This is a genomic window from Pseudomonas sp. GW460-12-10-14-TSB1, from assembly GCF_017349775.1.
Taxonomy (GTDB): domain Bacteria; phylum Pseudomonadota; class Gammaproteobacteria; order Pseudomonadales; family Pseudomonadaceae; genus Aquipseudomonas; species Aquipseudomonas piscium.
Genome location: NZ_JACNAC010000005.1, coordinates 157,918 through 180,714, shown reverse-complemented (window position 1 = coordinate 180,714; position 22,797 = coordinate 157,918). Strand labels below are relative to the sequence as shown.

The 22,797-nt window shown below is 63.6% G+C and carries 20 protein-coding genes and 1 pseudogene; 15 read left to right on the top strand and 6 right to left on the bottom strand.

What is annotated here, in order from left to right:
- Entirely contained in the window at positions 1-492 is a 492-nt protein-coding gene (gene antB, locus J4D52_RS05600; RefSeq protein WP_025809954.1) for an anthranilate 1,2-dioxygenase small subunit, read from the bottom strand.
- A 2-nt stretch (positions 493-494) separates the two neighbouring features.
- Positions 495-1,880 (bottom strand): anthranilate 1,2-dioxygenase large subunit, encoded by a 1,386-nt coding sequence (gene antA, locus J4D52_RS05595; RefSeq protein WP_063428235.1) that lies wholly within the window; start codon positions 1,878-1,880, stop codon positions 495-497.
- A gap of 500 nt (positions 1,881-2,380) precedes the next feature.
- On the opposite strand from antA, the gene J4D52_RS05590 reads away from it, so the two are divergent.
- Complete coding sequence (locus J4D52_RS05590; protein WP_025809956.1) at positions 2,381-3,394, top strand: helix-turn-helix domain-containing protein; 1,014 nt, start codon at positions 2,381-2,383, stop codon at positions 3,392-3,394.
- A gap of 3 nt (positions 3,395-3,397) precedes the next feature.
- Here J4D52_RS05590 and J4D52_RS05585 read toward each other — a convergent pair whose 3' ends face one another.
- On the bottom strand, positions 3,398-3,871 hold the full coding sequence (locus tag J4D52_RS05585) for an Lrp/AsnC family transcriptional regulator (RefSeq protein WP_009046863.1): 474 nt from the start codon (positions 3,869-3,871) through the stop codon (positions 3,398-3,400).
- A gap of 186 nt (positions 3,872-4,057) precedes the next feature.
- Here J4D52_RS05585 and kynU point away from each other — a divergent pair, with 186 nt between their 5' ends.
- Both kynU and J4D52_RS05575 read left to right on the top strand, forming a co-directional pair.
- Positions 4,058-5,308, top strand: coding sequence for a kynureninase (gene kynU / locus J4D52_RS05580; protein WP_102676223.1), 1,251 nt, complete (start codon positions 4,058-4,060; stop codon positions 5,306-5,308).
- 206 nt (positions 5,309-5,514) lie between these two features.
- Entirely contained in the window at positions 5,515-6,927 is a 1,413-nt protein-coding gene (locus J4D52_RS05575; protein ID WP_164486994.1) for an amino acid permease, read from the top strand.
- A 106-nt stretch (positions 6,928-7,033) separates the two neighbouring features.
- Here the strand turns inward: J4D52_RS05575 and J4D52_RS05570 are convergent, their stop codons facing one another.
- Positions 7,034-7,918, bottom strand: a complete 885-nt coding sequence (locus J4D52_RS05570; RefSeq protein WP_102676224.1) for a LysR substrate-binding domain-containing protein — start codon at positions 7,916-7,918, stop codon at positions 7,034-7,036.
- Between the two features lie 204 nt (positions 7,919-8,122).
- Between J4D52_RS05570 and J4D52_RS05565 the strand changes: the two genes are divergently transcribed.
- On the top strand, positions 8,123-8,887 hold the full coding sequence (locus tag J4D52_RS05565) for a sulfite exporter TauE/SafE family protein (protein WP_102676225.1): 765 nt from the start codon (positions 8,123-8,125) through the stop codon (positions 8,885-8,887).
- Here J4D52_RS05565 and J4D52_RS05560 read toward each other — a convergent pair.
- Entirely contained in the window at positions 8,877-9,191 is a 315-nt protein-coding gene (locus J4D52_RS05560) for a putative quinol monooxygenase (protein ID WP_102676226.1), read from the bottom strand. The two genes, J4D52_RS05565 and J4D52_RS05560, sit on opposite strands and share 11 nt — an antisense overlap.
- 202 nt (positions 9,192-9,393) lie before the next feature.
- Between J4D52_RS05560 and J4D52_RS05555 the strand changes: the two genes are divergently transcribed.
- From J4D52_RS05555 to J4D52_RS05520, 8 genes are all read left to right on the top strand, one after another.
- On the top strand, positions 9,394-9,984 hold the full coding sequence (locus J4D52_RS05555) for an NAD(P)H-dependent oxidoreductase (RefSeq protein WP_102676227.1): 591 nt from the start codon (positions 9,394-9,396) through the stop codon (positions 9,982-9,984).
- 170 nt (positions 9,985-10,154) lie between these two features.
- Entirely contained in the window at positions 10,155-11,066 is a 912-nt protein-coding gene (locus tag J4D52_RS05550; RefSeq protein ID WP_053277355.1) for a LysR family transcriptional regulator, read from the top strand.
- Between the two features lie 229 nt (positions 11,067-11,295).
- Complete coding sequence (locus J4D52_RS05545; RefSeq protein ID WP_102676228.1) at positions 11,296-12,189, top strand: NAD-dependent epimerase/dehydratase family protein; 894 nt, start codon at positions 11,296-11,298, stop codon at positions 12,187-12,189.
- A gap of 377 nt (positions 12,190-12,566) precedes the next feature.
- Positions 12,567-14,234, top strand: a complete 1,668-nt coding sequence (gene ggt / locus J4D52_RS05540) for a gamma-glutamyltransferase (RefSeq protein WP_102676229.1) — start codon at positions 12,567-12,569, stop codon at positions 14,232-14,234.
- A 332-nt stretch (positions 14,235-14,566) separates the two neighbouring features.
- Entirely contained in the window at positions 14,567-15,916 is a 1,350-nt protein-coding gene (locus tag J4D52_RS05535) for a gluconate:H+ symporter (protein ID WP_025809973.1), read from the top strand.
- A 15-nt stretch (positions 15,917-15,931) separates the two neighbouring features.
- Positions 15,932-16,792, top strand: a complete 861-nt coding sequence (locus J4D52_RS05530; RefSeq protein WP_102676230.1) for a MurR/RpiR family transcriptional regulator — start codon at positions 15,932-15,934, stop codon at positions 16,790-16,792.
- A gap of 1 nt (position 16,793) precedes the next feature.
- A complete protein-coding gene (locus J4D52_RS05525) occupies positions 16,794-18,254 on the top strand; it encodes an amidohydrolase family protein (protein WP_102676231.1) in 1,461 nt (486 codons plus the stop codon).
- 131 nt (positions 18,255-18,385) lie between these two features.
- Positions 18,386-18,754: a glyoxalase superfamily protein gene (locus J4D52_RS05520; RefSeq protein ID WP_009046877.1), complete on the top strand. Its 369-nt coding sequence runs from the start codon at positions 18,386-18,388 to the stop codon at positions 18,752-18,754.
- 106 nt (positions 18,755-18,860) lie between these two features.
- Here J4D52_RS05520 and J4D52_RS05515 read toward each other — a convergent pair whose 3' ends face one another.
- On the bottom strand, positions 18,861-19,874 hold the full coding sequence (locus J4D52_RS05515) for an AraC family transcriptional regulator (protein ID WP_063428249.1): 1,014 nt from the start codon (positions 19,872-19,874) through the stop codon (positions 18,861-18,863).
- A 257-nt stretch (positions 19,875-20,131) separates the two neighbouring features.
- Here J4D52_RS05515 and J4D52_RS05510 point away from each other — a divergent pair, with 257 nt between their 5' ends.
- From J4D52_RS05510 to J4D52_RS05500, 3 genes and pseudogenes are all read left to right on the top strand, one after another.
- Positions 20,132-20,692 carry a hypothetical protein gene (locus J4D52_RS05510; protein ID WP_063428250.1) on the top strand — a complete coding sequence of 187 codons (561 nt, stop codon included), beginning with the start codon at positions 20,132-20,134 and terminating at the stop codon, positions 20,690-20,692.
- 1,092 nt (positions 20,693-21,784) lie between these two features.
- Complete coding sequence (locus J4D52_RS05505; RefSeq protein ID WP_063428252.1) at positions 21,785-22,189, top strand: DUF3077 domain-containing protein; 405 nt, start codon at positions 21,785-21,787, stop codon at positions 22,187-22,189.
- A 379-nt stretch (positions 22,190-22,568) separates the two neighbouring features.
- Positions 22,569-22,760 (top strand): annotated as a pseudogene (locus J4D52_RS05500) (hypothetical protein); the annotation flags it as partial.
- Positions 22,761-22,797: the final 37 nt, after the last annotated feature.

The following is a 22,797-nucleotide window of genomic DNA, read 5'->3' as shown; positions in this document are numbered from 1 at the left end:
TCAGAGGTGGTAGAAATCGAGCACCGAGTTGATGGTGTCGTTGAGCAGCAGCACATGCTTGCGGGTGATCAGCCAGCTGTCGCCGTGGGCCTTGAGGTTGTAGGTGGCGTGGCCGAAGAACTGCTCGGCGGTGGCCAGGCGATAGAACAGGGTGTGCCAGTTCAGCCGTACTTGCAGGCTGCCATCGGCCTGCTCGGCGATCCGCACATTGCTGATGTTGTGCAGGGTGCGCGGCATCGGAATGGTCGAGGCGGCCTTGCCGGTGCGGATACGGAACACCCGGTCCTCCAGGCCCGAGCGGTTGGCGTAGTAGATCAGCGACATGCCGCGTTTCGGGTCGGTGGTGTAGACATGCTCGGAATCCCACTGCGGCAGGTGGAACTCGCTCTGCGGGTCGAAGAGTTCGAGGTAGGCGTCCCAGTCCTGGGCGTCGCACAGCTCGGACTTGCGATAGAAAAACTGCTCGATACGGTATTGCAGTTGCGCACTCATGTTCACACCTCACGCAGTTTCAGGGATTGTCTGGCCAGCCCGTCGAGGAGGAATTTCTGCCAGTTGCGGTGCTGGTTGACGTACAGCCCTTCGTGGGTGAATTCGGTGCCGGTCATGGCCGGCTGGATGCCGATGGCCTCGCTGTTGCGGGTCGGCCCGGTTGCCCAGCGGTGGCTGCCGCGGGAGATGTCGCTCCAGCGTTCCAGGCGGCCCTGGAAGCCGCGCTGGGCTTCGCGGAATTCCACCAGGTCGTCGGGGGTGCCCATGCCCGAGACGTTGAAGAAGTCCTCGAACTGGCGGATGCGGTTTTCCCGGTCGGCGTCGGATTCGCCCTTGACCCCGATGCACTGGCTGATGATCTCGGTCTTGTTCCAGGCCAGCGGGCGGATGATCCGCAGCTGCGAGCTGATCTGGTCGAGGAAGAACAGGCTCGGGTAGACGTTGAGGTTGCGCAGGCGGTGCATCATCCATTCGGCCTTTTCCTGGCCGTACTCCTCCACCAGCCGCGGCATGATGGTGGCGTAGCCGGAGCGCACCGAAGGGTTGGGCATGTCGCTGAACAGCACGCTGTGGCCGTTGTTGAAGGCGAACCAGCCGTCGTCGGTGTTGGCGTCGCCGGCGCCGAGCTTGCTGTAGTCGAGGGTGGCGCTGGCGCCGCCGTTTTCGCTGTTGACCTGCTGGCGGTGCTGCACCGTGGCCACGTAGTTGTAGTGCACGGTGCTCACGTGATAACCGTCGAGGCCGTTCTCGTTCTGCAGTTTCCAGTTGCCGTCGTAGGTGTAGGCGGACTTGCCGGGCAGGACTTCCAGTTCACCGGTGGGTGACTGGGCGACCATCATGTCGAAGAACACCTTTGCGTCGCCGAGGAAGTCCTCCAGGGAGTTGTCGGCGTGGACGTCGAGGCTGATGAAGACAAAGCCCTTGTAGCTGTCGATGCGGGCCTTCTTCAGGCCGCGGGTGGCCTTGTCGAAGTCTTCGGGATATTCCCCCGGCGCCTTGACCTTCACCAGGCGCCCGTCGCTTTTGTAGCACCAGGCATGGAACGGACAGGTGAAGGTGGACTGGTTGCCCTTGCCGACCCGGGTCAGGGTGGTGCCGCGGTGCTGGCAGGCGTTGATCAGCGCGTTGAGCCGGCCTTCGCCGTCGCGGGTGATGATCATCGGCTGGCGCCCGGCGCGCAGGGTGACGAAGTCGTGGTTGTTGGCCAGCTCGCTTTCGTGACAGGCGTAGATCCAGTTCTTCTCGAAGATCAGCTCCATCTCCAGGTCGAACAGCTCGGGTTCGGTGAACATGTCCCGGGCAATGCGGAATACGCCGTCGTCCGGACGAAAGTCCAGGCAGCCGTCGATGAAGCTTTTCCATTGTTCTGCGTTTCTTGCACCACTCATGAGTGATTACCTTTTTTATAGATGCGGTTTTATTCAGGCCAATCAGTGGGTGCATTAGAGGGAGTGCGGGGCAGGGGTGGCTATCCGCTTAGTCGGCCAAGGCCATCCATAAAATTGAATGGCGCTGAGGGCTTCTGTAGGAGCGAAGCTTGCTCGCGATAAAGGATCACGCGGTGCATCCGCCAAAGCGCGCCGTACCCATCGCGGGTAAGCCTCGCTCCTACGGGCGCGGGGGGTAACACCTGGGGGCTGAATACCCACGGCCTGCGCCCCAGGCGATCAACGGCTGCACTGCGATGTCGCGATGAGCTACTGTTTGGCGCAGTCTTGCGTGGGTTTTGCGTACCGGGTGGAGAGGCTCTATCCACTTAGTTGGCGATTGCTATCCAGTCGGTTGGCAGTGCCGGGCGGTGGCGCAAAACTTGCTCTTGCAGGTCAGGACTTCAAATCAGACGCGCCGTCAGAGCGCGCAAAAAAAATATTGCCGTGGGTGCGCCGTGATGAATAGCAAGGCTGATTCGCAGTTTCGCGATATTCGTATCGATCGCTACGACCTCGAGGGGGCGAGAAGCTGGATGTCCGGCATTTGCGGGCCACACCGGCTCGAGACCAGCACCCCCGAGCGCATCCGCTTTCACCACAGTGCCAACGTGTTCAAGTCGCGGGCCACGACCCTGGGCACCATCGAGTACGGCACCGACGTCACTATCGACATCGAAGACGCCGAGCATTTCAGCAGCTACAGCCTGAGCCTGCCACTGAGCGGCGATCAGGAGCTGAGCAAGGACGGCCGGCTGCTGCGTTCCAACCGCGACCAGGGGGTGATCATCGCGCCCAACGAAAGCCAGATGCTGGCGATCTCCGGCGACTGCCGCAAAGTCCAGGTGGTGATTACCCGGGCGGCCATGAGCGAAGCGCTGGAGGCTTTGCTGCAACGGCCACCGGAAGCGCCGCTGCGCTTCGAGGCGGTGATGGATGCGGTGGAAGGGGCCTCGGCGTCCTGGTGGCGCATGGCGCGCTATTTCATCGCCGAACTGGAGCGCAGCAGCGAGCTGTACGAACAGCTGGCCTTCACCCGCGACCTGGAAAGCTCATTGATCAAGGGCCTGATCCTCGCCCAACCGAACAACTACTCGGCGGAGCTGCGCGAGGTGCTGGAGGTCAAGTTGCCTCACTACCTGGTCCGCGCCCGCCAATACATTCACGCCAACGCCCGCGAACCGCTGTGCCTGGAGGACCTGGAAGCCGCCGCGGGGGTCTCGCGCTTCAAGCTGTTCGAGGCCTTCAAGAAGTATTTCGCCCTGTCGCCGATGGTCTACCTGAAGAAGTACCGGCTCAATGCGGTGCGCCAGGAGATCCTCGAACATGGCTCGGCGCGGACCATTTCCGAGATCGCCCTGGGCTGGGGCTTCAGCCATCTGGGGCGGTTCTCCGCCGAATACCGCAAGCTGTTTGGCGAGTCGCCCAGCACCACCCTGCAGCGCCACGATGCGCGGCGCCTGGGTGGTTTCTAGGGCTTACTTGCGCAGCACCAGGTCGAGCAGGCCGTCCTGTTCCTTGATTTTCTGCAGGACGATTTCCGAACGGATGTCAGTGACCCCGGACGTGCGGTTCAGGTGATTGACGATGAAATCCGAGAAGTGCTTGAGGTTGCGCGCCTGGACCCGCAGAACATAGTTGCTGGCGCCGGTGATCACATAGGCGGTCACCACTTCCGGCCACTGCTGGACCTTCTTGATAAAGGTCTCGTGCCAGTCCGCCACGTCCTGGCGCAGCGACACGTGGACGATGGCCTCCAGCTCGATCCCCAGGCGCTCGGCGTTGAGCACTGCGCGATAACCGCTGATGATGCCTTCGCCCTCCAGCAGACGCAGGCGCCGCAGGCAGGCCGAGGGCGAGAGGGCGACTTTCTCCGCCAGCTCCTGGTTGCTGATACGGCCGTCCTGTTGCAGGAAGTGCAGGATTCGCAGGTCTGTCGAGTCGAGAATCATGGTTGGCATTTATCCGCGTTTTTTTAAGTTGTAGTCGAATAATCTTCGAGGCTGTGCCGCTCTCATAGCGCATTTTGCACGAAAATTCTCCAGGGCTTCGTTCATTATTTCTTCACCGTGCAGCCGCCGATACCTCCCTCGGCATCGCGTGCGTTGCCGCATGCCATAGTGAAAACAGGACCTCCCATGACAACAAGAAACCACTGCCTGGCCCTCGACGCACAGGACCCGCTGGCGCCGCTGCGCAACCAGTTCGCGCTGCCCGACGGGGTGATCTATCTCGACGGCAACTCCCTCGGCGCGCGCCCGGTCGCGGCCCTGCAACGGGCGCAACAGGTGATTGCCGAGGAATGGGGCAATGGCCTGATCCGCAGCTGGAACACCGCCGGCTGGCGCGACCTGTCGCAGCGCCTCGGCGACCGCCTGGCCCGGCTGATCGGCGCCGATGCCAACGAAGTGGTGATCACCGATACCACCTCGATCAACCTGTTCAAGGTGCTTAGCGCGGCCTTGCGCGTGCAGGCGCTCAAGGCGCCGCAGCGGCGGGTGATCGTCAGCGAGAGCAGTAACTTTCCCACCGACCTGTACATCGCCGAAGGCCTGACCGAGATGCTGCAGCAGGGTTATTCCCTGCGCCTGGTGGACAGCCCCGAGGAGCTGCCCCTGGCCATTGGCGAAGACACCGCGGTGGTCATGCTCACCCACGTCAACTACAAGACCGGCTACATGCACGACATGCAGGCGGTGACCGCGCTGACTCACGAATGTGGCGCGCTGAGCCTGTGGGACCTGGCCCACTCCGCTGGCGCGGTGCCGGTGGACCTGAAGCAGGCCGGCGCCGACTACGCCATCGGCTGCACCTACAAGTACCTCAACGGTGGCCCGGGTTCCCAGGCCTTCGCCTGGGTTTCGCCGGCGCTCTGCGACCTGGTCAAGCAGCCGCTGTCCGGCTGGTTCGGCCATGCGCGGCAGTTCGACATGGAAGCGCAATACCGGCCGAGCAGCGGCATCGCCCGCTACCTGTGCGGCACCCAGCCGATCACTTCGCTGGCCATGGTCGAGTGCGGCCTGGAGATCTTCGAACAGACCGACATGGCCAGCCTGCGGCGCAAGTCCCTGGCCCTGACCGACCTGTTCATCGAACTGGTGGAGCAGCGCTGCGCGGCCCATGGCCTGAAGCTGGTCACCCCGCGCGAACACGACAAGCGCGGCAGCCATGTCAGCTTCGAACACCCCGAAGGTTATGCGGTGATCCAGGCCCTGATCGCCCGGGGCGTGATCGGCGACTACCGCGAACCGCGGATCATGCGCTTCGGTTTCACGCCGCTGTACACCCGCTTCAGCGAAGTCTGGGACGCGGTGCAGATCCTCGGTGAAATCCTCGACGAAAAGACCTGGGCCCAGCCGCAGTTCCAGATCCGCCACAGCGTGACCTGACCCGTAGCCGCTGCCGCAGGCTGCGATCGGCGGCGCAGCCGTCGCAAACCCGGAGGCCACGGTCTGCCTGATAGACCGCGGCGCCTGGAAGTGCGAGTCCTGCGGCCTCGAGCGCAGCCTGCGGCAGCGGCTACAGGGCGATACCAGAACCGGCCAGGGACGGCTCGCGACACCGATCAACGCGTGCAAACAATAATAAGAGGCTGATGAACGTGACCACGACCAACAAGGGTTTTGCAGCGATTTCCAATCGTGAACAGGGCTTGCGCCGCCAGCTCACGGCCGGGCAGATGAGCATGATCGCCATCGGCGGGGCGATCGGCACCGGGCTGTTCATGGGCAGCGCCTACGCCATCGGTTACGCCGGCCCCAGCGTGCTGCTCAGCTACGCCATCGGCGCGGTCATCACCCTGCTGCTGATGGGCTGCCTGGCGGAAATGACCGTGGCCCATTCCACCTCCGGCTCCTTCGGCGCCTATGCCGAGTTCTACATCAGCCCGCTGGCCGGGTTCCTGGTGCGCTACGCCTACTGGGCGGCCATCGTCCTGGCGGTCGGCGCCGAGGTCACGGCCATCGCCATGTACATGAAGTACTGGTTCGCCCACGTGCCGGAATGGGTGTGGATCGTCTCGTTCTCCAGCGTGCTGATCCTGCTCAACGCCATCAGCGTGAAAACCTTCGGCAACTTCGAGTACTGGTTCTCCACCATCAAGATCGCCGCCATCGTCGGCTTCATCATCCTCGCGGTGTACGTGGTGTTCGGCTCCGGCAATGCCGACTACGGCCTGCACAACTACAGCGCCCACGGCGGCTTTTTCCCCAACGGTGTGCAGGGCATGTGGATCGCGGTGATCGTCTCGATCTTCAGCTACCTGAGCGTGGAGATGATCGCAGTGGCCGCCGGCGAAGCCGAGGACCCGCAGCGGGCGGTGAAAAAGGCCTTTCGCGCGACCATGGTGCGGCTGGTGGTGTTCTACCTGCTGACCCTGGCGCTGATGCTGGCCATCGTGCCCTGGGTCCAGGCCGGCAAGGCGCAGAGCCCGTTCGTCACGGTGATGCAGACCATCGGCATTCCCGGCGCCACCGGGGTGATGAACTTCGTGATCCTGATCGCCGCGCTGTCGGCGATGAACAGCCAGCTGTACATCACCACGCGCATGATGTTCAGCCTGTCCCGTGGCGGTTATGCGCCCAAGTCCATGGGCGCCCTGAGCAAGAGCGGCATCCCGCTGAACGCCTTGCTGCTGTCCAGTTCGGGCATCGGCCTGGCGACCCTGATCAACGTGCTGTACCCGGAAAGCTCGTTCACCCTGATGATGGCGATCTCGATGTTCGGCGCGATCTTCACCTGGTTCATGATCTTTCTCACCCACTACTGCTTCCGCCGTTACCACCAGCGCCACGGCGAGCAGCAGCTGTCGTTCCGCATGCGCCTGTTCCCCTGGAGCACACTGCTGGGCCTGGTGCTGATGGGCGCGGTGATGATCACCACCTACTTCACCGAAGCCTTCAAGATGACCCTGGTGTTCGGCGTGCCGTTCCTGGCGATCCTGACCCTGGCGTACTGGCTGTTCTTCAGGAAATCCCGGGCGCCGGCAGGGGCGCTGTCCAAGGTCTGACTCAAAACCTGTAGGAGCGAAGCTTGCTCGCGATAGCGTTCGTCGCGACGCCGCAGTGGATGGCCGCTGCGCGGATTGCGAGCAATCGAGCGTCGACCGGCTGCTCCTACAGTTGGCTCAGGGTTTCCAGGAGGGCCTTGGCGTAGGCGGGCAACTGCTCGAAATTCCGGGCGCACAGCAGCAGCTTGCGTTGCGCCCAGGCCTCCATCAGCGGCAGCACTGTGAGCGATGCATCCGGCCCCCGGCGCTCGACGGCGGCCCGGGGCACCACCGACAGCCCGGCGCCCCGGGCGACCATGCGCATCACCCCATCGAAGCCGTCGGCGCGAATGCGGATCGGCATCCGCAGTCCCAGGTGCAAGGCCTGTTCTTCCAGGTACACGGCCAGGGCGCTGTGGGCGGCGAGGCCGACATAGTCGTGGTGCAGGCTGTCGCTGAAACTCACGGCCCGACCGTCCGCCAGCGGGTGCTGGGCGGGCAGGACCAGCACCAGCGGGTCGTCGCGAAAGGCCTGGGTCTGCAGGTCCTGGGTATCCACCGCGTCGGACACTATTCCCAGGTCCGCCGCGCCCTGGCGCAGGGCGTGGGTGATGCGCAGGCTGGGCAGTTCCTGCAGGTCGATATCCAGGTTGGGGTGGGCGCAGAGAAAGTCTGCCAGCGGCTCCGGCAGGTATTCGCTGAGCGCCGTGGTGTTGCACAACAGGCGCACCTGGCCTTTGACGCCCCGGGCGTATTCGGCCAGATCCTGCTGCAGGTGTTCGGCCTGTTGCAGCAGGCCGCGCGCATGCTGGGCCAGGGCCTTGCCAGCGGGTGTCGGGCTGACGCCACGGCGGCCACGCTGCAGGAACTCGGTGCCCAGGGAGGCCTCCATGGCGCGGATCCGCGCACTGGCCGCGGCCAGGGACAAATGGCTGCGGCTGGCGCCGGCGGTGATATTGCCGGCGTCGAGGATGTTCAGGTACAGGCGCAGGTCGGTCAGGTCGAAGTGCATGGGGCGGGTCCCTTGAAAGCGCCGCTGCGCGGCTATCGCGGGCAAGCCTCGCTCCTACAAGGACAGTGCAATACCTGTAGGAGCGAGGCTTGCCCGCGATAAGGCCATCACAGCCGCCGAAAATCCAGAGCCTCTCGCCAAGCAAGAGGCTGCCTCAGTATATGGCAGATTTTCAGCCCACCACCGCCGGCGCAGGATAGCGCCATGAACACTTCCCTCGCGTTTTACCAGAACCTCGGTTTGCTCCTGTCCCTGCTGGTGATCGGCACCTTTGTCCTGGCCGGCATGATCAAGGGCGTGATCGGCCTCGGCCTGCCGACCATCGCCATGGGCCTGCTCGGCCTGGCTATGGCGCCGACGCAGGCTGCGGCCTTGCTGATCATTCCGGCGACCCTGACCAATGTCTGGCAACTGGCGTTCGGCGGGCACCTGTGGGCTTTGCTCAAGCGGTTGTGGCCGATGCTGCTGGCGATCTTTATCGGCACCGGCCTGGGCAGCCTGTGGCTGGGGATCGACGGTGGGCGCTGGGTGGTGCGGGCGCTGGGAGCTGCGTTATTGCTCTATGCCCTGAGCGGATTGCTGCTGCCGACCCTGCGGCTGCGGCCGCGAATGGAAACCTGGCTGGGCCCGGCCTGTGGCCTGGTGACGGGGGTCATCACCTCGGCCACCGGGGTGTTCGTGATTCCGGCGGTGCCTTATCTGCAAGCCTTGGGCTTGCACAAGGATGAGCTGGTGCAGGCCCTGGGGCTGTCGTTCACCGTCTCGACCCTGGCCCTGGCAGCCGGCCTGTACTGGCGCGGCGCCCTGGGCGGCGGCGAACTCAGCGCCTCGCTGCTGGCGCTGATCCCGGCCCTGCTCGGCATGTGGCTGGGCCAGGCGTTGCGCCAGCGCATCAGCGCCGTGCTGTTCAAGCGGGTGTTCTTTTGTGGCCTTGGGTTACTCGGCGGCCACCTATTAATCAACGGCTAGCAGACGACAGGCTGAGCATATCGATGCGGCGGATATCGAAGTCCCGTTCCAGGTAATCCATGCGCTTGTCGAAGAACGCCTTCATGTGCGGCAGGTTGGAGTGCACGTCCAGGTGCGCCTGGGATTCCCAGATCTCATAGAAGATGAACAGGCTTGGGTCCTGCTGGTCGCGCAGCATGTGGTACTCGATGCAGCCGGGCTCGGCGCGGCTCGGCTCGACATAGGCGCGAAACAGCGCCTCGAAGGCCTCGGACATTTCCGGGCGGGTCTTGGCGTGGAGGATAAAACCGTGCTGTGCGGACATGCTGCGTTCCTGGGTAAGGGTGTTTTAAAAATTCTACGACACGAATCCGCCGCCTATTCGTGCGTATTGGTCAAATGTTTTTTGCCTGGACCGCGCTTATTCATATCGTCTTTCGACGATATTCTCCGCCCCATCGTTTTTAATCTTCTCGACCCGGCCTTGCAGCGCAGCGCCAAAGGGTTGTTCCTGATGAGGCTGGATCATGAAAAAAGTACTGTTGCTCAACGGTGGCAAGAAGTTCGCCCACTCCGACGGCCGCTACAACGCGACCCTGCATGAAACCGCGGTGGCGGTGCTGGACCGTGGTGGCGTGGACGTGAAAGTCACCCACATCGACGAGGGCTACGACATTAAAGAAGAAGTGGCCAAGTTCCTCTGGGCCGACGTGATCGTCTACCAGATGCCGGGCTGGTGGATGGGCGCGCCCTGGACCGTGAAAAAGTACATCGACGAAGTCTTCACCGAGGGCCACGGCAGCCTCTACGCCAGCGACGGCCGTACCCGCTCCGACGCCTCGCAGAAATACGGCAGCGGCGGCCTGATCCACGACAAGCAGTACATGCTGTCGCTGACCTGGAACGCTCCGCAGCAAGCCTTCGACGACCCGACCGACTTCTTCGAAGCCAAGGGCGTGGATGCGGTGTACTTCCCGTTCCACAAGGCCAACCAGTTCCTCGGCATGCGCGGCCTGCCGACCTTCCTCTGCGTCGATGTGATGAAGCGCCCGAACATCGAAGCCGATGTGCAGCGTTACGAAGAACACCTCAAGGCGGTGTTCAACCTCCCCGCGTAAATCCGGCTACTATCGGTGGCGTGCCACAAGCCCGACACAGGATGTAGCCGCTGCCGTAGGCTGCGATCGCCACCGAAGGGGGCGCAAGGTCGTGAGATCGTTGAAGGCCTTCGGCCTTATCGCAGCCTGCGGCAGCGGCTACAGGCGCCCAACCGAGATAGAGGACTTACGTGAAAGCCAGATCCGACGAACTCCAGATCTTCGTCTGCGTCATCGAGTGCGGTTCGATTTCCGCGGCGGCCGAGCAGGTCGGGCAGACGCCGTCGGCGGTCAGCCGCACCCTGTCGCGCCTGGAAGCCAAGCTCGATACCACACTGATCAACCGCACCACGCGGCGCATGGACCTGACCGAAGAGGGCAAGTACTTCTTCGAGCAGGCCAAGCTGATCCTCGACCAGATGGACGAGCTCGAAGAACGCCTGTCGTCCCGCCAGCAAACACCATCCGGGCGCTTGCGGATCAACGCCGCCTCGCCGTTCATGCTGCACGCCATCGTGCCCTACATCGCCGAGTTCCGTAGCCTGTACCCGGACATCCAGCTGGAGCTCAACAGCAACGACCTGATCATCGACCTGCTGGAACAGAGCACCGATATCGCGATCCGCATCGGCACCCTGGCGGACTCGACCCTGCATGCGCGTTCGCTCGGTTGCAGCCCGCTGCACATCCTCGCCAGCCCCGCCTACCTGAAGCAGCACGGCACACCCGCCACCGTGGCTGAGCTGAGCGAACATACCCTGCTGGGCTTCACCCAGACCGAAACCCTCAACCACTGGCCGCTGCGCCATGTGCACGGCGACCGCTGGCCGATCCAGCCGGGCATCAGCGCCTCCAGCGGTGAGACGGTGCGTCACCTGGCGCTGGAAGGGCAGGGCATCGCCTGCCTGTCGCACTTCATGACCATCGACGACATCCGCGCCGGGCGCCTCACGCCGATCCTCGCCCAGTTCAACAGCGGCTATCGCCAGCCGATCAACGCCGTGTACTACCGCAACTCGCAGCTGGCCCTGCGTATCCAGTGCTTCCTCGACTTTATCCAGGGCAAGCTGGCCGATTACGCCAACCCGCTGTTCGAAGGCTGAGGCCTTGTCCCTGTAGGAGCCGGCTGCCGGCGATAGGGCCGGGCGCCTTGCACCGCCCGGGCAGGCGCCGTCGCTGGCAAGCCAGCTCCTACACAGGTCAATTCCCGTGGGAAGGCTGATCCCTGATTCGTGATCCCTGCGCAAGAGTGATTTGGGCCAGCCTGCCTGTTTCGGCAGGAGTCGCCCGCCGATACTGGCGCCATCACTTATCCACCCAGGGAGTTTCTCCATGAATGTATTCGTCACCGGCGCCGCGGGTTTTATCGGTGGTTCCATCGCCACCGGCCTGGTCCGGGCCGGCCATCAAGTCACCGGCCTGGTGCGCAGCGCCGAACAGGCCGCCGAACTCACTGCCCTGGGCATCAAGCCGGTGCTCGGCAGCCTGGACGGCAGCGCCGTGCTGACCGAGCAGGCCCGCGCCGCCGATGCGGTGATCAACGCCGCCAGCAGCGACCATCGTGGCGCGGTGGAGGTCCTGCTCGCAGCCCTCAAGGGCTCGAACAAGGTCTTCCTGCACACCAGCGGTTCGAGCATCGTTGGCGACGCTTCGGGCGGCAAGGCCAGCGACGTCATCTACTATGAAGACCAGTTGCCGGAGCCGACTGTCGACAAGGCCGCGCGTGTGGCCATCGACAACCTGGTGCTGGCCGCGGCCAGGGACGGGGTCAACTCGGCGGTGCTCTGCAACACCCTGATCTACGGCCACAGCCTCGGGGTGAAACGCGACAGCGTGCAGCTGCCGCGGCTGCTCAAGCAGGCGCGCAACAGCGGCGTGGTGCGGCATGTCGGGCCGGGGCAGAACATCTGGTCCAACGTGCATATCGAAGACGTGGTGGCGCTGTACCTGCTGGCGCTGACCTGCAACATTGCGGGCACCTTCTACTTCGTCGAAAGCGGTGAGGCCTCGTTCATCGACATGACCACCGCCATGGCCCAGGCCCTGCACCTCGCTGCCCCGCAAGACTGGCCGCTGGCCCAGGCCGAAGCCGAGTGGGGCTATGAAATGGCCAACTACGGCCTGGGCTCCAACAGCCGCGTACGCGGCAAGAACGCCCGCGAACTGCTGGGCTGGGTACCGCGGCGCACCTCGGTGCTGGAGTGGATTCGCAACGAGATGGTCTGACCCGCTATCCCTGTAGCCGCTGTTGAGCGCCAGCGAGGCTGCGCTCGGCGGCGCAGCCGTCGTAAATCGGCTGGCGCGTTTTTCCAGGCAGTTCGCGGGTTCAGGTTTTGCGGCAACTGCGTTGCCGATCGCAGCCTCGCAGGCTCGGCAGCGGCTACACGGGCAGCGTGATCCTGTAGCCGCTGTCGCAGGCTCGGGCCGCGTTCGGACGATCGACCGGTACGGTCGTGACGACCTCAAGCGCGGCACCGTAGCTACCGTCACTCTTCCCCTCGCCAGACGGCCGCTTCAAGCGGCCGTTTTTATTTGCCGATTGCTCCACCCTCGATCTTGCCCCTATCGTTCGACCTGCCAAAAACAATAAAAGGACGGACCTTATGCGCATTGTTCTGTTTAAGACCTTGGCTCTGACAGCGGCCATCGCCGCCAGCTCGCCGGCTTTCGCCGCGCTGCTGGAAGGGGGCGCGGTCGCCGCGCCGAACCAGTATGGCGCCGACGTCGCGGCGCAGATTCTGAAGAAGGGCGGTAACGCGGTGGATGCCGCGGTCGCCACCGCCTTCACCCTGGCGGTGACCTACCCCGAGGCCGGCAACATTGGTGGCGGTGGTTTTATGACCCTGTTCATCGACGGCAAACCCTACTTCCTCGACTACCGCGAAACCGCGCCCAAGGCCGCGACCCGCGACATGTACCTGAACGAAAAAGGCGAGGTCATCGAGAACCTCAGCCTGGTCGGCGCGCGCGCCGCGGGGGTGCCGGGCACGGTGATGGGCCTGTGGGAAGCGCACAAGAAGTTCGGCAAGCTGCCCTGGAGCGAGCTGATCACCCCGGCGGTGGGCTATGCGAAAAACGGCTTCAAGGTCGCCGACAAGCAGTACCAGTACCGCGAGGACGCGCTGAAGCTGTTCAAGGACAGCACCAACTTCGGCGACTATTTCGGCAGCATGAAAGCCGGCGAAACCTTCCGCCAGCCGGAACTGGCTGCGACCCTGGAGCGCATCGCCGACCAGGGCGTCAAGGATTTCTACGAAGGCAAGACCGCCGACCTGCTGGTGGCGCAGATGCAGGCCGACAAAGGCCTGATCACCAAGCAGGACCTGCAGGACTACAAGGTCGCCTGGCGTGAGCCGCTACAGGTCAACTGGCGCGGCAACACCCTGTACACCGCGCCGCCGCCCAGCTCCGGCGGTGTGGCCCTGGCGCAGTTGATGACCATCAAGGAAGAGCGCACGGCGGACTTCAAGGGCGTCGAGCTGAACTCGGCCAAGTACATCCACCTGCTGGCGGAAATCGAAAAACGCGTGTTCGCCGACCGCGCCGATTACCTCGGCGACCCGGCGTTCTCCGAGGTGCCGGTCAAGCAGCTGACCGACCCGGCCTACCTGAAAAAACGCGCCGCCGAGATCAACCCGACGGCCATCTCGCCCACCGAAAAAGTCCGCCCGGGCCTGGAGCGGCACCAGACCACCCACTTCTCCATCGTCGACGCCGATGGCAACGCGGTGAGCAATACCTACACCCTCAACTGGGACTACGGCAGCGGTGTGGTGGTCAAGGGCGCGGGGTTCCTGCTCAACGACGAAATGGACGACTTCAGCGCCAAGCCCGGGGTGGCCAACGCCTTTGGCGTGGTCGGCGGCGATGCCAACGCCATCGCGCCGGGCAAGCGCATGCTGTCGTCCATGAGCCCGAGCCTGGTGACCCGCGACGGCAAGGTCACCCTGGTGCTGGGCACGCCAGGCGGGTCGCGGATCTTCACCTCGATCTTCCAGGTGCTGAACAACCTCTACGACTTCAACCTGCCGCTGGAAAAAGCCGTGGCCGCGCAGCGTGTGCATCACCAGTTGCTGCCCAAGGACACCATCTACTACGACGCCTACGCACCGCTCAGCGGCAAGGTCGCCGACGAGCTGAAAGCCATGGGCTACACCCTGGAAGACCAGGGCTGGGAGATGGGCGATATCCAGGCGATCCGGGTCACCGGCAGCCAGCTGGAAACGGCCTCCGACCCGCGCGGGCGCGGCGTGGGCAAAGTCGTCAAATAACCCTTCGATCACGAGCAAGCTTCTGTAGGAGCGAAGCTTGCTCGCGATTATCGGGGCCCCGCGGTGTGTCAGAAACGACGCCATCGCGGGCAAGCCTCGCTCCTACAGAACCGCACTCAACCTTCACCTCTCCCCCCAGAAGCTCTATCTCTTCCGCTACAGCGGATGAAAATACCCCTCGCCGATTTTCATTATTCGCGACACGACTTGTCTGTCCGCGACAAAGCTTGTCTCTATACGAAAGTTACTTTCATGCGGTTTGAAAATCCGGTCACGAAATGATTTATGAGTTTCACAAGCATTCGACGTGACCCTTTTTCGAGGAGTACCGCATGACACCTGCATTGGGCTACTGGCTGCTGGGCTATGCCGCCATCGCCATCATCGCGCTGATCGTCCTGATCGCGCGTTACCGGATCAACCCGTTCATTGTCATCACCCTGGTCTCGGTGGGCCTGGCGCTGATGGCCGGGATGCCGCCGTCCGGCGTGGTCGGGGCCTACGAGGCGGGTGTTGGCAAAACCCTCGGGCACATCGCCCTGGTGGTGGCCCTAGGCACCATGCTCGGCAAGATGATGGCCGAGTCCGGTGGCGCGGAGCAGGTGGCACGGACCCTGATCGACCGTTTCGGCGAGCGCAACGCGCACTGGGCGATGGTCTGCATCGCCTTCCTGGTGGGCCTGCCGCTGTTCTTCGAGGTCGGTTTCGTGTTGCTGGTGCCGATCGCCTTCACCGTGGCGAAGCGTGTCGGCGTGTCGATCCTGATGGTCGGCCTGCCGATGGTCGCCGGCCTGTCGGTGGTGCATGCCCTGGTGCCGCCGCACCCGGCGGCGATGCTGGCGGTGCAGGCCTATCAGGCGTCGGTGGGGCAGACCCTGCTGTACGCGATCCTGATCGGCATTCCCACGGCGATCATCGCCGGCCCCGTGTATGCCAAATTCATCGTGCCGCGCATCCAGCTGCCGGCGGAGAACCCGCTGGCGCGCCAGTTCCTCGACCGTGAGCCGCGCACCCGCCTGCCCAGTTTTTCGATCACCATGGCCACCATTCTGTTGCCGGTGGTGCTGATGCTGATCGGCGGCTGGGCCAACCTGATTTCCACCCCGGGCAGCGGCCTCAACCAGTTCCTGCTGTTTATCGGCAACTCGGTGATCGCCCTGTTGCTGGCGACCCTGCTGAGCTTCTGGACCCTCGGCCTGGCCCAGGGCTTCAACCGCGAATCGATCCTCAGGTTCACCAACGAATGCCTGGCGCCGACCGCCAGCATCACCCTGCTGGTGGGCGCCGGTGGTGGCCTCAACCGGATCCTGGTGGACGCCGGGGTCACCGACCAGATCGTCGGCCTGGCCCATGAGTTCCAGCTGTCGCCGCTGCTGATGGGCTGGTTGTTTGCCGCGCTGATGCGCATCGCCACCGGCTCGGCCACCGTGGCCATGACCACCGCCTCGGGCGTGGTGGCGCCGGTGGCCATCGGCCTGGGTTACCCCCATCCGGAACTGTTGGTGCTGGCCACCGGCGCCGGCTCGGTGATCTTTTCCCACGTCAACGACGGCGGCTTTTGGCTGATCAAGGAATACTTCAATATGACCGTGACCCAGACCTTCAAGACCTGGACGGTGCTGGAGACCCTGATCTCGGTGGTCGCCTTCGCCCTGACCGTCGGTCTTGCCCAACTGCTTTGAGCCCAGGTGCCGCCCATGGACATCCTCTACCAGATCCGCTCCCGCCAGGATTCCTTCAGCGCCGGCGAAGGCCGCATCGCCCGCTTGATGCTGGATGACGTCGGTTTCGCCGCCTCGGCCAGCCTGGAAGAACTGGCGCAGCAGGCGGAAGTCAGCGCCGCCACCCTGTCGCGTTTTGCCCGCAGCGTGGGCTGTCGCGACCTGCGCGACCTGCGCCTGCAACTGGCCCAGGCCAGCGGGGTTGGCAGCCGCTTTCTCGATCCAGCGGACGCGCCGGAGCAGTCGGGGTTCTACCGGCAGATCGTCGGCGATATTGAGTCGACCCTGCACCAGCACCTGGCGGGGTTCGACGAGTCGCGCTTTGGCGACGCGGTGCGCTTGCTGGGCAAGGCGCAGATGATCCACGCCTTCGGCATGGGCGGCTGTTCCACCTTGTGCAGCGACGAATTGCAGGTGCGCCTGGTGCGCCTCGGCTATCCCATCGCCGCCTGCCACGACCCGGTGATGATGCGGGTGACCGCCGCGGCTTTGGGCCCGCAACACGCGCTGATCGCCTGCTCCCTGACCGGCATCACCCCCGAATTGCTGGAGACCGTCGAACTGGCCCGCAGCTACGGCGCCAGCGTGCTCGCCATCACCCTGGCCGACTCGCCGCTGGCGCAGCTGGCGAACGTGCTGCTGCCGCTGCAAAGCGCCGAGACCTCCTTTATCTACAAACCCACGGCCGCGCGCTACGGCATGTTGCTGGCCATCGATGTACTGGCCACCGAGCTGGCGCTGGCCCTGCCCGAAGACAACCAGGAACGCCTGCGCCGGATCAAACTGGCCCTGGACGATTACCGCGGTGGTGACGATTGCCTGCCGCTGGGAGACTGACATGCTTTACGACACCCTGATCCGCAACGCCCTGGTGATCGACGGCAGCGACCGCCCGGCTTACCCCGCCGATGTCGCCCTGCTCGATGGCCGCATCGCCCGCATCGGCGACCTGCAAGGCGCCCGCGCCAGCGAAGAAATCGACGCCGCCGGGCAGGTGCTGGCCCCCGGCTTTATCGATGTGCACACCCACGACGACACCGTGGTGATCCGCCAGCCGCAGATGCTGCCCAAGCTCAGCCAGGGCGTGACCACGGTGATCGTCGGCAACTGCGGCATCAGCGCCTCGCCGGTGAGTCTGCGCGCCGAACCACCGGACCCGATGAACCTGCTGGGCAGCCAGGCGGCCTTCGTCTACCCGCGATTTCGCGACTACCGCGACGCGGTGGACGCCGCGCAACCGGCGGTCAATGTGGCGGCGCTGATCGGCCACACGGCGCTGCGCAGCAACCATCTGGACGACCTGTATCGCACCGCTACGGCCGAGGAAATCGCTGCCATGCGCGAGCAACTGCGCGCCAGCCTGGAAGACGGTGCCCTGGGCTTATCCACCGGCCTGGCCTACGCCAGCGCCTTCTCGGCCGAGACCGACGAGGTGCTGCAACTGGCCGAGGAACTGAGCGCCTTCGGCGCGGTGTACACCACCCACCTGCGCAGTGAATTCGAGCCGGTGCTGGAGGCCATGGACGAGGCGTTCCTGATTGGCCGCCACGCCAAGGCGCCGGTGATCATTTCCCACCTCAAATGCGCGGGGGCGGGTAACTGGGGGCGCAGTCCGCAGTTGCTGGCGTCCTTGGAGCAGGCGGCGAAAGACCATCCGGTGGGCTGCGACTGCTACCCCTACGCGGCCAGTTCCTCGACCCTCGACCTCAAGCAGGTCACCGACGCCTTTCGCATCACCATCACCTGGTCCACCCCGCACCCGGAACTGGGTGGCCGCGACCTGATAGACATCGCCATCGAGTGGGGCACGACCCTGGTTGAGGCCGCGCGACGCCTGCAACCGGCCGGCGCGGTGTACTACGGCATGGACGAAGCCGATGTGCGGCGCATCCTTTCCCACCCGCTGTCGATGATCGGTTCCGACGGTCTGCCGGAAGACCCGTTCCCCCATCCACGGTTGTGGGGCGCCTTTCCGCGGGTGCTCGGGCACTTCAGCCGCGACCTCGGCCTGTTCCCGCTGCACACCGCCGTGCACAAGATGACCGGGCTGTCGGCGGCGCGCTTCGGCCTCAAGCAGCGTGGCGAAATCCGCGAAGGCTACTGGGCCGACCTGGTGCTGTTCGACCCGGCGCGGGTCCGCGATGTCGCTGACTTCAAAAGCCCGCAACAGGCTGCCGAGGGGATCGAGGGCGTATGGGTCAACGGCGTGCGCAGCTATGCCGAAGGCCAGGCCAACGGCCGCAGGCAAGGGCGCTTCCTGGCGCGGGAAGGGGACTTGCGCGAAGGGTTCAACGGCTGAAGGCGCGCGGCGCCGAATAGGTGAACGCCGTCACAGTGATGGCCTGATGATATTAAAGAAAGCCTTGGCCTAGCCGAAGTGCTGACATCCACCTGCTATACCGTGGACATCTTTCATCAGGGAGTCGCGCAATGAGCTTTGGCAAAACCACCCCCATCCTGCGGATCTTCGACGAGGCCAAGGCGCGGGAGTTCTATATCGACTTCCTGGGCTTCACGCTCGATTGGCAGCACCGCTTCGAAGACAACTTCCCGCTGTATATGCAGGTGTCGCGTGGGGAGTGCGTGCTGCACCTGTCGGAGCACCATGGCGACAGCACGCCGGGCTCCGCGTTGCGCATCGAGACCGACGAGCTGGAGGCCTTCCAACAGCAGTTGCTGGCCAAGGATTACCGCTTCGCCCACCCGCAGATCCAGGCCATGCCCTGGGGCAGCCAGGACATGACGGTGCTCGATCCGTTCGGCAATCGGCTGGTGTTCACCAACGCCATTTGCGTGTAGTTCGAAGGCCCTATCGCGGGCAAGCCTCGCTCCTACAGAAGAGCACTGCGTACTTTGTAGGAGCGAGGCTTGCCCGCGATAGGGCCCGTAAGAACACCCACGACCCTCACTTGCCGCGCTGCCGAAACTCCCCCGGCGTCATCCCGGTCCGCCCCTTGAACGTGCGGTGAAACGAGCGCGGTTCGGTAAAGCCCAGGTAATAGGAAATGTCCTGGATCGGCAGGTCGCTGTGCAGCAGGTAATGCTCGGCCAGTTCCTGGCGCAGGTCGTCGAGGATCTGCTGGTAGGAGGTGCCGGCCTGCTGCAACTGGCGCTGCATGGTGCGCGGCGACATTGCCAGCAGATCGGCCACCTGTTCCTTGCGCGGCAAACCTTCCTTGAGCAACTGCCGCAGGGCGTTCTTCACCTGCAGCGCCAACGGTGCCTCTTCCAGCGACGCCATCAGGCTCATGGCGTGCTCTTCCAGGGTTCGCAGCAGCTGGGCGTCGGCCTGGCGCAACGGCAGTTGCAGGTAACTCAGCGGTGCCAGCAAGGCCGAGCAGCTTTGTTCGAACAGCACCGGGCAAGCAAAAAACGCTTCGTATTGTTCCAGTGTGGTACCGGCTGGCAGCGGGTGTTCGAACCACACGGCGCTCGGTGAGAGCTGGGTGTCGGCAATCCAGCGGGCATAAAGCAGCCAGGAGGCGAGCACGTTTTCCACCAGCTGGCGGCGAGTGTCGGAGGTCGGCAGGCGGCAGCTCCAGATCAGGCGGACCTGCTCCTCGGCCATCTCGATGCGGCTCACCCCCATGTCGCCTACCAGTTTCTCGAACGGCATGATCCGGCTCATGGCTTCGCCCAGTGTGGCACAGTTCATGGTGATGTAGCCGAGCACGCTCCAGGAGTTGGGCAGCACGTAGCGGGCGGCGTTGAGGCCGAACAGCGGGTCGCCGGAGTGTTGGCAGAAATACCCCAGCAGGCGTTCGTGGACCTCGACGGGCAGGCGCAGGCTGTTGTCGTTCAGTTGTTCGGCGGCAAGGCCCGCGGCCTGCAGCGCGGGGGCTGTTGGCAGGCCGAGGTGTTCGGCGTGGCGCAGGTATTTGAGCAGCGGTGGGACCGAGGTGTAACCAAGGGGCTGCATGGTGGGGTTCCTGGCGGTGGACGCGCTTTTTGAGGGTAAAGGTAATGGGCCGGGACCGTGGGTGCAACGCTGGTCTTGCGGCCACGGCGGGTGGACGTCCGATTGTCCGCGATGGCGGTCGGTTCTGCGGTCACAGGCGGCGATGGGTTCAAGACTGTCGGCCGATGGCCGATCTGTGAAGGGTGGGCATGCGGCAGGGATTGACCCACTTATGGGGGCGATGGCTCCCTTCATCCTTCAAGGAACGGAATTCAACGATGAATGCACCCATGGTGTGGCCGGAGGTTTTTCTCGGGGCTTTTGCTGCGATCAGCGAGCGCATGGCGCAGGTATTGGAGCTGAGCGATTGCCGGGAGCACTGGATTCAGGCGGAACTCAGCCTGTATGCCTGGCAGCAGGGTTATCCGGATATCTGGACCGGCGGCAACGCCGGTGGACGCACGAAAGTCGACCTGTACACGGAAGATCTCGACATGGCGGCCGAGGTGAAATGCCTGGGGGATGTGTCTTTTGCCAAGTGCCTGATGGGCAAGGGGATGGGCGAGACCCGATCCGTTCTTCGAGAGGATGGCGATGGGCGACTCTGGTTTCCGCAGGTTGATCCGGATGAGTCCGTTGAGTGGTCGGTGTTTGCGGATCTGCGCCGTTTGCAACGGATGGTGGGGGTTCGGAATAAGTTTCTTGTTCTGGTGATTGCCAGGAACTACGTGGCTAAGACGGAGATGGGGGAGACGCTGCAGCGGCTTCGTCTATCGGAAGAGGAGTGGTCGGTTGAGTTGGAGAAAAATGTCACCGTGCGGATCTGGCGTATCGAGTAACTCAGGTACAGCGTGCTTCTGTAGGAGCGAGGCTTGCTCGCGATAGCGGTGGTTCTGGCGCTGCATTTTTTGGATGGTGTACATATCCGTTCCTGCGGTAACGGCCACTTATGGTTTCGCCCTTACGGCGAGTCCCTTTTTACAAACGCCTAAAAAGGAACCAAAAACGCTTGCCCCTGCGTACGGCCTTCGCTGCGCTCAGGTTCCCTCGCTCCGGCGTCCATCAGGGGGCATCGACTCCGGTCGGCTTCGCTTCGACCTCCATACGATGTCCTCGACTGCGTCGAGGGGCGCTGCGCGCCATCCCCCTGATGAACACCTCCACTCGGCCTCCCGATGGGGCGGGTAGATCAAAAGCAAGATCAAAAGCCAAAGCCAAAGCCGGGCGCGACCTGCTGGTCGGCGCTGAACCCTGTAGCCGCTGCCGAGCCTGCGAGGCTGCGATCGACCCCGAAGGGGGCGCAAAGTTTGGAGACCGCTGGAGGACCTTCGGTCCTATCGCAGCCTGCGGCAGCGGCTACAGGGAGGGTGTTTGTAGTGATTGTTTCGTGTGGCGCGTACGGTTTTTCTCTTTGATTTGTAGGGCGTTTCCGAGAGAATCGCCGGGTTACATTTCAGTGGTTTTGGCGTCTTGTGCCTGCTGAATGTTCGGGGCTAGGCTGCCCCGGTCGCTGCAAAATCAGCGACTGGGTTTGGTAGCCCGAACGATCTTCAGGCGCATAGAGCGTCGCTATTCCTTTGGCAGATATTCATTCTGCTGTTGCGTTATGGCGGCTGTGCGCAGGGCACCTTGTGTGCGCTGGGTTCCTGGAGTCCCGGTCTACCAACCTGTGTACAGCCGCCACCCTTTCGTTTGGTAGCGATTCGTGGCGGCACCCACTTCTCCAGGAGTTGTGCCATGAAAAAAGTCGTTCCTGATCCGCCCATTCACCCTGCATCAAAAAAGGCTGCCTGGGTGTCTATGGCAGTTGCGTGCGAGAGGTCTACGGATCTGCCAGGTTTGCTTCTTCCTGGTCTTGCAGACTCGCATGCCGCTGCCACCTACTCTCTGCGTGACGTTGGCTATCGCCGTGGAAGAGGGGGCCTTGGATCATGAAGAAAATCATTTCCGAGTCTCTTATCCCTCAACCCAGTCGCGCCCTGATCACTGAGCTGGAGTCCCCCAATCGCTCCCTGCTCGACGCTTTGCAAGACAACGCGTCCGGTCATCCTTTGCATCAGGCGTTGGTTGAAACCGGCAGTACGTCTTTCGGTTGTCGCGACGGTAACGGTCGGCCGTTGTTTGCGGTGCGTGCCGGGGTCAGTGCCGAGGAGGCGTTGTTGCATGTGTCGTTATTGCTCAAGTGCGCCGAGGAGACGGCGGATGAGATCACCAGTGCCAGCGGCATCGAGCGTGGCCTGATCTGGTCGATGATCCATTCGGTGGAGATGGCGCGGGCGGTGGTGGATGCGTTGTTGGATGGAACGGGCCGGCGGCGGGATGTAGAGGTGGGTTGAGGGCGGTCTACTACAAGTACGCTCGCTCCTACATGGGGTCATACATTCCTGGAGGAGCGAGCATCAGATCGCCTGGATGACGCTTTTTGTCGTGCAAGGCGCAGTCTTAAGGTGAGGCTCTTCTCTTTCTTTCGTAAGGCATTTCCGAGAAGCTCCGGGCCGCTTGCGTCCGGGGTGGGGGCTGTCTAGCCTCGGGTGTCGCTGGTTTTTCAGTGATCGGGTTTAGCTGCTCGCTTCCAAGTCACGCCGGTATCGCTGTCAGCTCAACCCATCTTTCTCGGTTGCTGTTATGGCGGCTGTGCGTGGGGCGCCTTCGGGTGCGCCGGGATTCTTGGCCCGGTCTGCTAACCCGCGTACAGCTGCCACCCTCATTTGCAACGAAGAGACGTTGTTGCATGTGTCGATCCTGCTAAAGGCAGCTGAAGAGGTTTCCGATGAAATTACCGAGCGTGCCAGCGGCATCGAGCGTGGCTTGATCTGGTCGATGATCCATTCGGTGGAGATGGCGCGGGCGGTGGTGGATGCGTTGCTGGATGGCGCGGGCCGGCAGGGGGTGTTGCGGGAGGGGTGATTGCGCGGTGGCGATGGGGGCCCACTTCCTTGTGGGC

What these genes read in the sequence shown, in the direction of transcription:
- antB (WP_025809954.1), bottom strand. Translation starts at nt 492, where the DNA reads ATGAGTGCGCAACTGCAATACCGTATCGAGCAGTTTTTCTATCGCAAG.
- antA (WP_063428235.1), bottom strand. Translation starts at nt 1,880, where the DNA reads ATGAGTGGTGCAAGAAACGCAGAACAATGGAAAAGCTTCATCGACGGC.
- J4D52_RS05590 (WP_025809956.1), top strand. Translation starts at nt 2,381, where the DNA reads ATGAATAGCAAGGCTGATTCGCAGTTTCGCGATATTCGTATCGATCGC.
- J4D52_RS05585 (WP_009046863.1), bottom strand. Translation starts at nt 3,871, where the DNA reads ATGATTCTCGACTCGACAGACCTGCGAATCCTGCACTTCCTGCAACAG.
- kynU (WP_102676223.1), top strand. Translation starts at nt 4,058, where the DNA reads ATGACAACAAGAAACCACTGCCTGGCCCTCGACGCACAGGACCCGCTG.
- J4D52_RS05575 (WP_164486994.1), top strand. Translation starts at nt 5,515, where the DNA reads ATGAACGTGACCACGACCAACAAGGGTTTTGCAGCGATTTCCAATCGT.
- J4D52_RS05570 (WP_102676224.1), bottom strand. Translation starts at nt 7,918, where the DNA reads ATGCACTTCGACCTGACCGACCTGCGCCTGTACCTGAACATCCTCGAC.
- J4D52_RS05565 (WP_102676225.1), top strand. Translation starts at nt 8,123, where the DNA reads ATGAACACTTCCCTCGCGTTTTACCAGAACCTCGGTTTGCTCCTGTCC.
- J4D52_RS05560 (WP_102676226.1), bottom strand. Translation starts at nt 9,191, where the DNA reads ATGTCCGCACAGCACGGTTTTATCCTCCACGCCAAGACCCGCCCGGAA.
- J4D52_RS05555 (WP_102676227.1), top strand. Translation starts at nt 9,394, where the DNA reads ATGAAAAAAGTACTGTTGCTCAACGGTGGCAAGAAGTTCGCCCACTCC.
- J4D52_RS05545 (WP_102676228.1), top strand. Translation starts at nt 11,296, where the DNA reads ATGAATGTATTCGTCACCGGCGCCGCGGGTTTTATCGGTGGTTCCATC.
- ggt (WP_102676229.1), top strand. Translation starts at nt 12,567, where the DNA reads ATGCGCATTGTTCTGTTTAAGACCTTGGCTCTGACAGCGGCCATCGCC.
- J4D52_RS05535 (WP_025809973.1), top strand. Translation starts at nt 14,567, where the DNA reads ATGACACCTGCATTGGGCTACTGGCTGCTGGGCTATGCCGCCATCGCC.
- J4D52_RS05530 (WP_102676230.1), top strand. Translation starts at nt 15,932, where the DNA reads ATGGACATCCTCTACCAGATCCGCTCCCGCCAGGATTCCTTCAGCGCC.
- J4D52_RS05525 (WP_102676231.1), top strand. Translation starts at nt 16,794, where the DNA reads ATGCTTTACGACACCCTGATCCGCAACGCCCTGGTGATCGACGGCAGC.
- J4D52_RS05520 (WP_009046877.1), top strand. Translation starts at nt 18,386, where the DNA reads ATGAGCTTTGGCAAAACCACCCCCATCCTGCGGATCTTCGACGAGGCC.
- J4D52_RS05515 (WP_063428249.1), bottom strand. Translation starts at nt 19,874, where the DNA reads ATGCAGCCCCTTGGTTACACCTCGGTCCCACCGCTGCTCAAATACCTG.
- J4D52_RS05510 (WP_063428250.1), top strand. Translation starts at nt 20,132, where the DNA reads ATGAATGCACCCATGGTGTGGCCGGAGGTTTTTCTCGGGGCTTTTGCT.
- J4D52_RS05505 (WP_063428252.1), top strand. Translation starts at nt 21,785, where the DNA reads ATGAAGAAAATCATTTCCGAGTCTCTTATCCCTCAACCCAGTCGCGCC.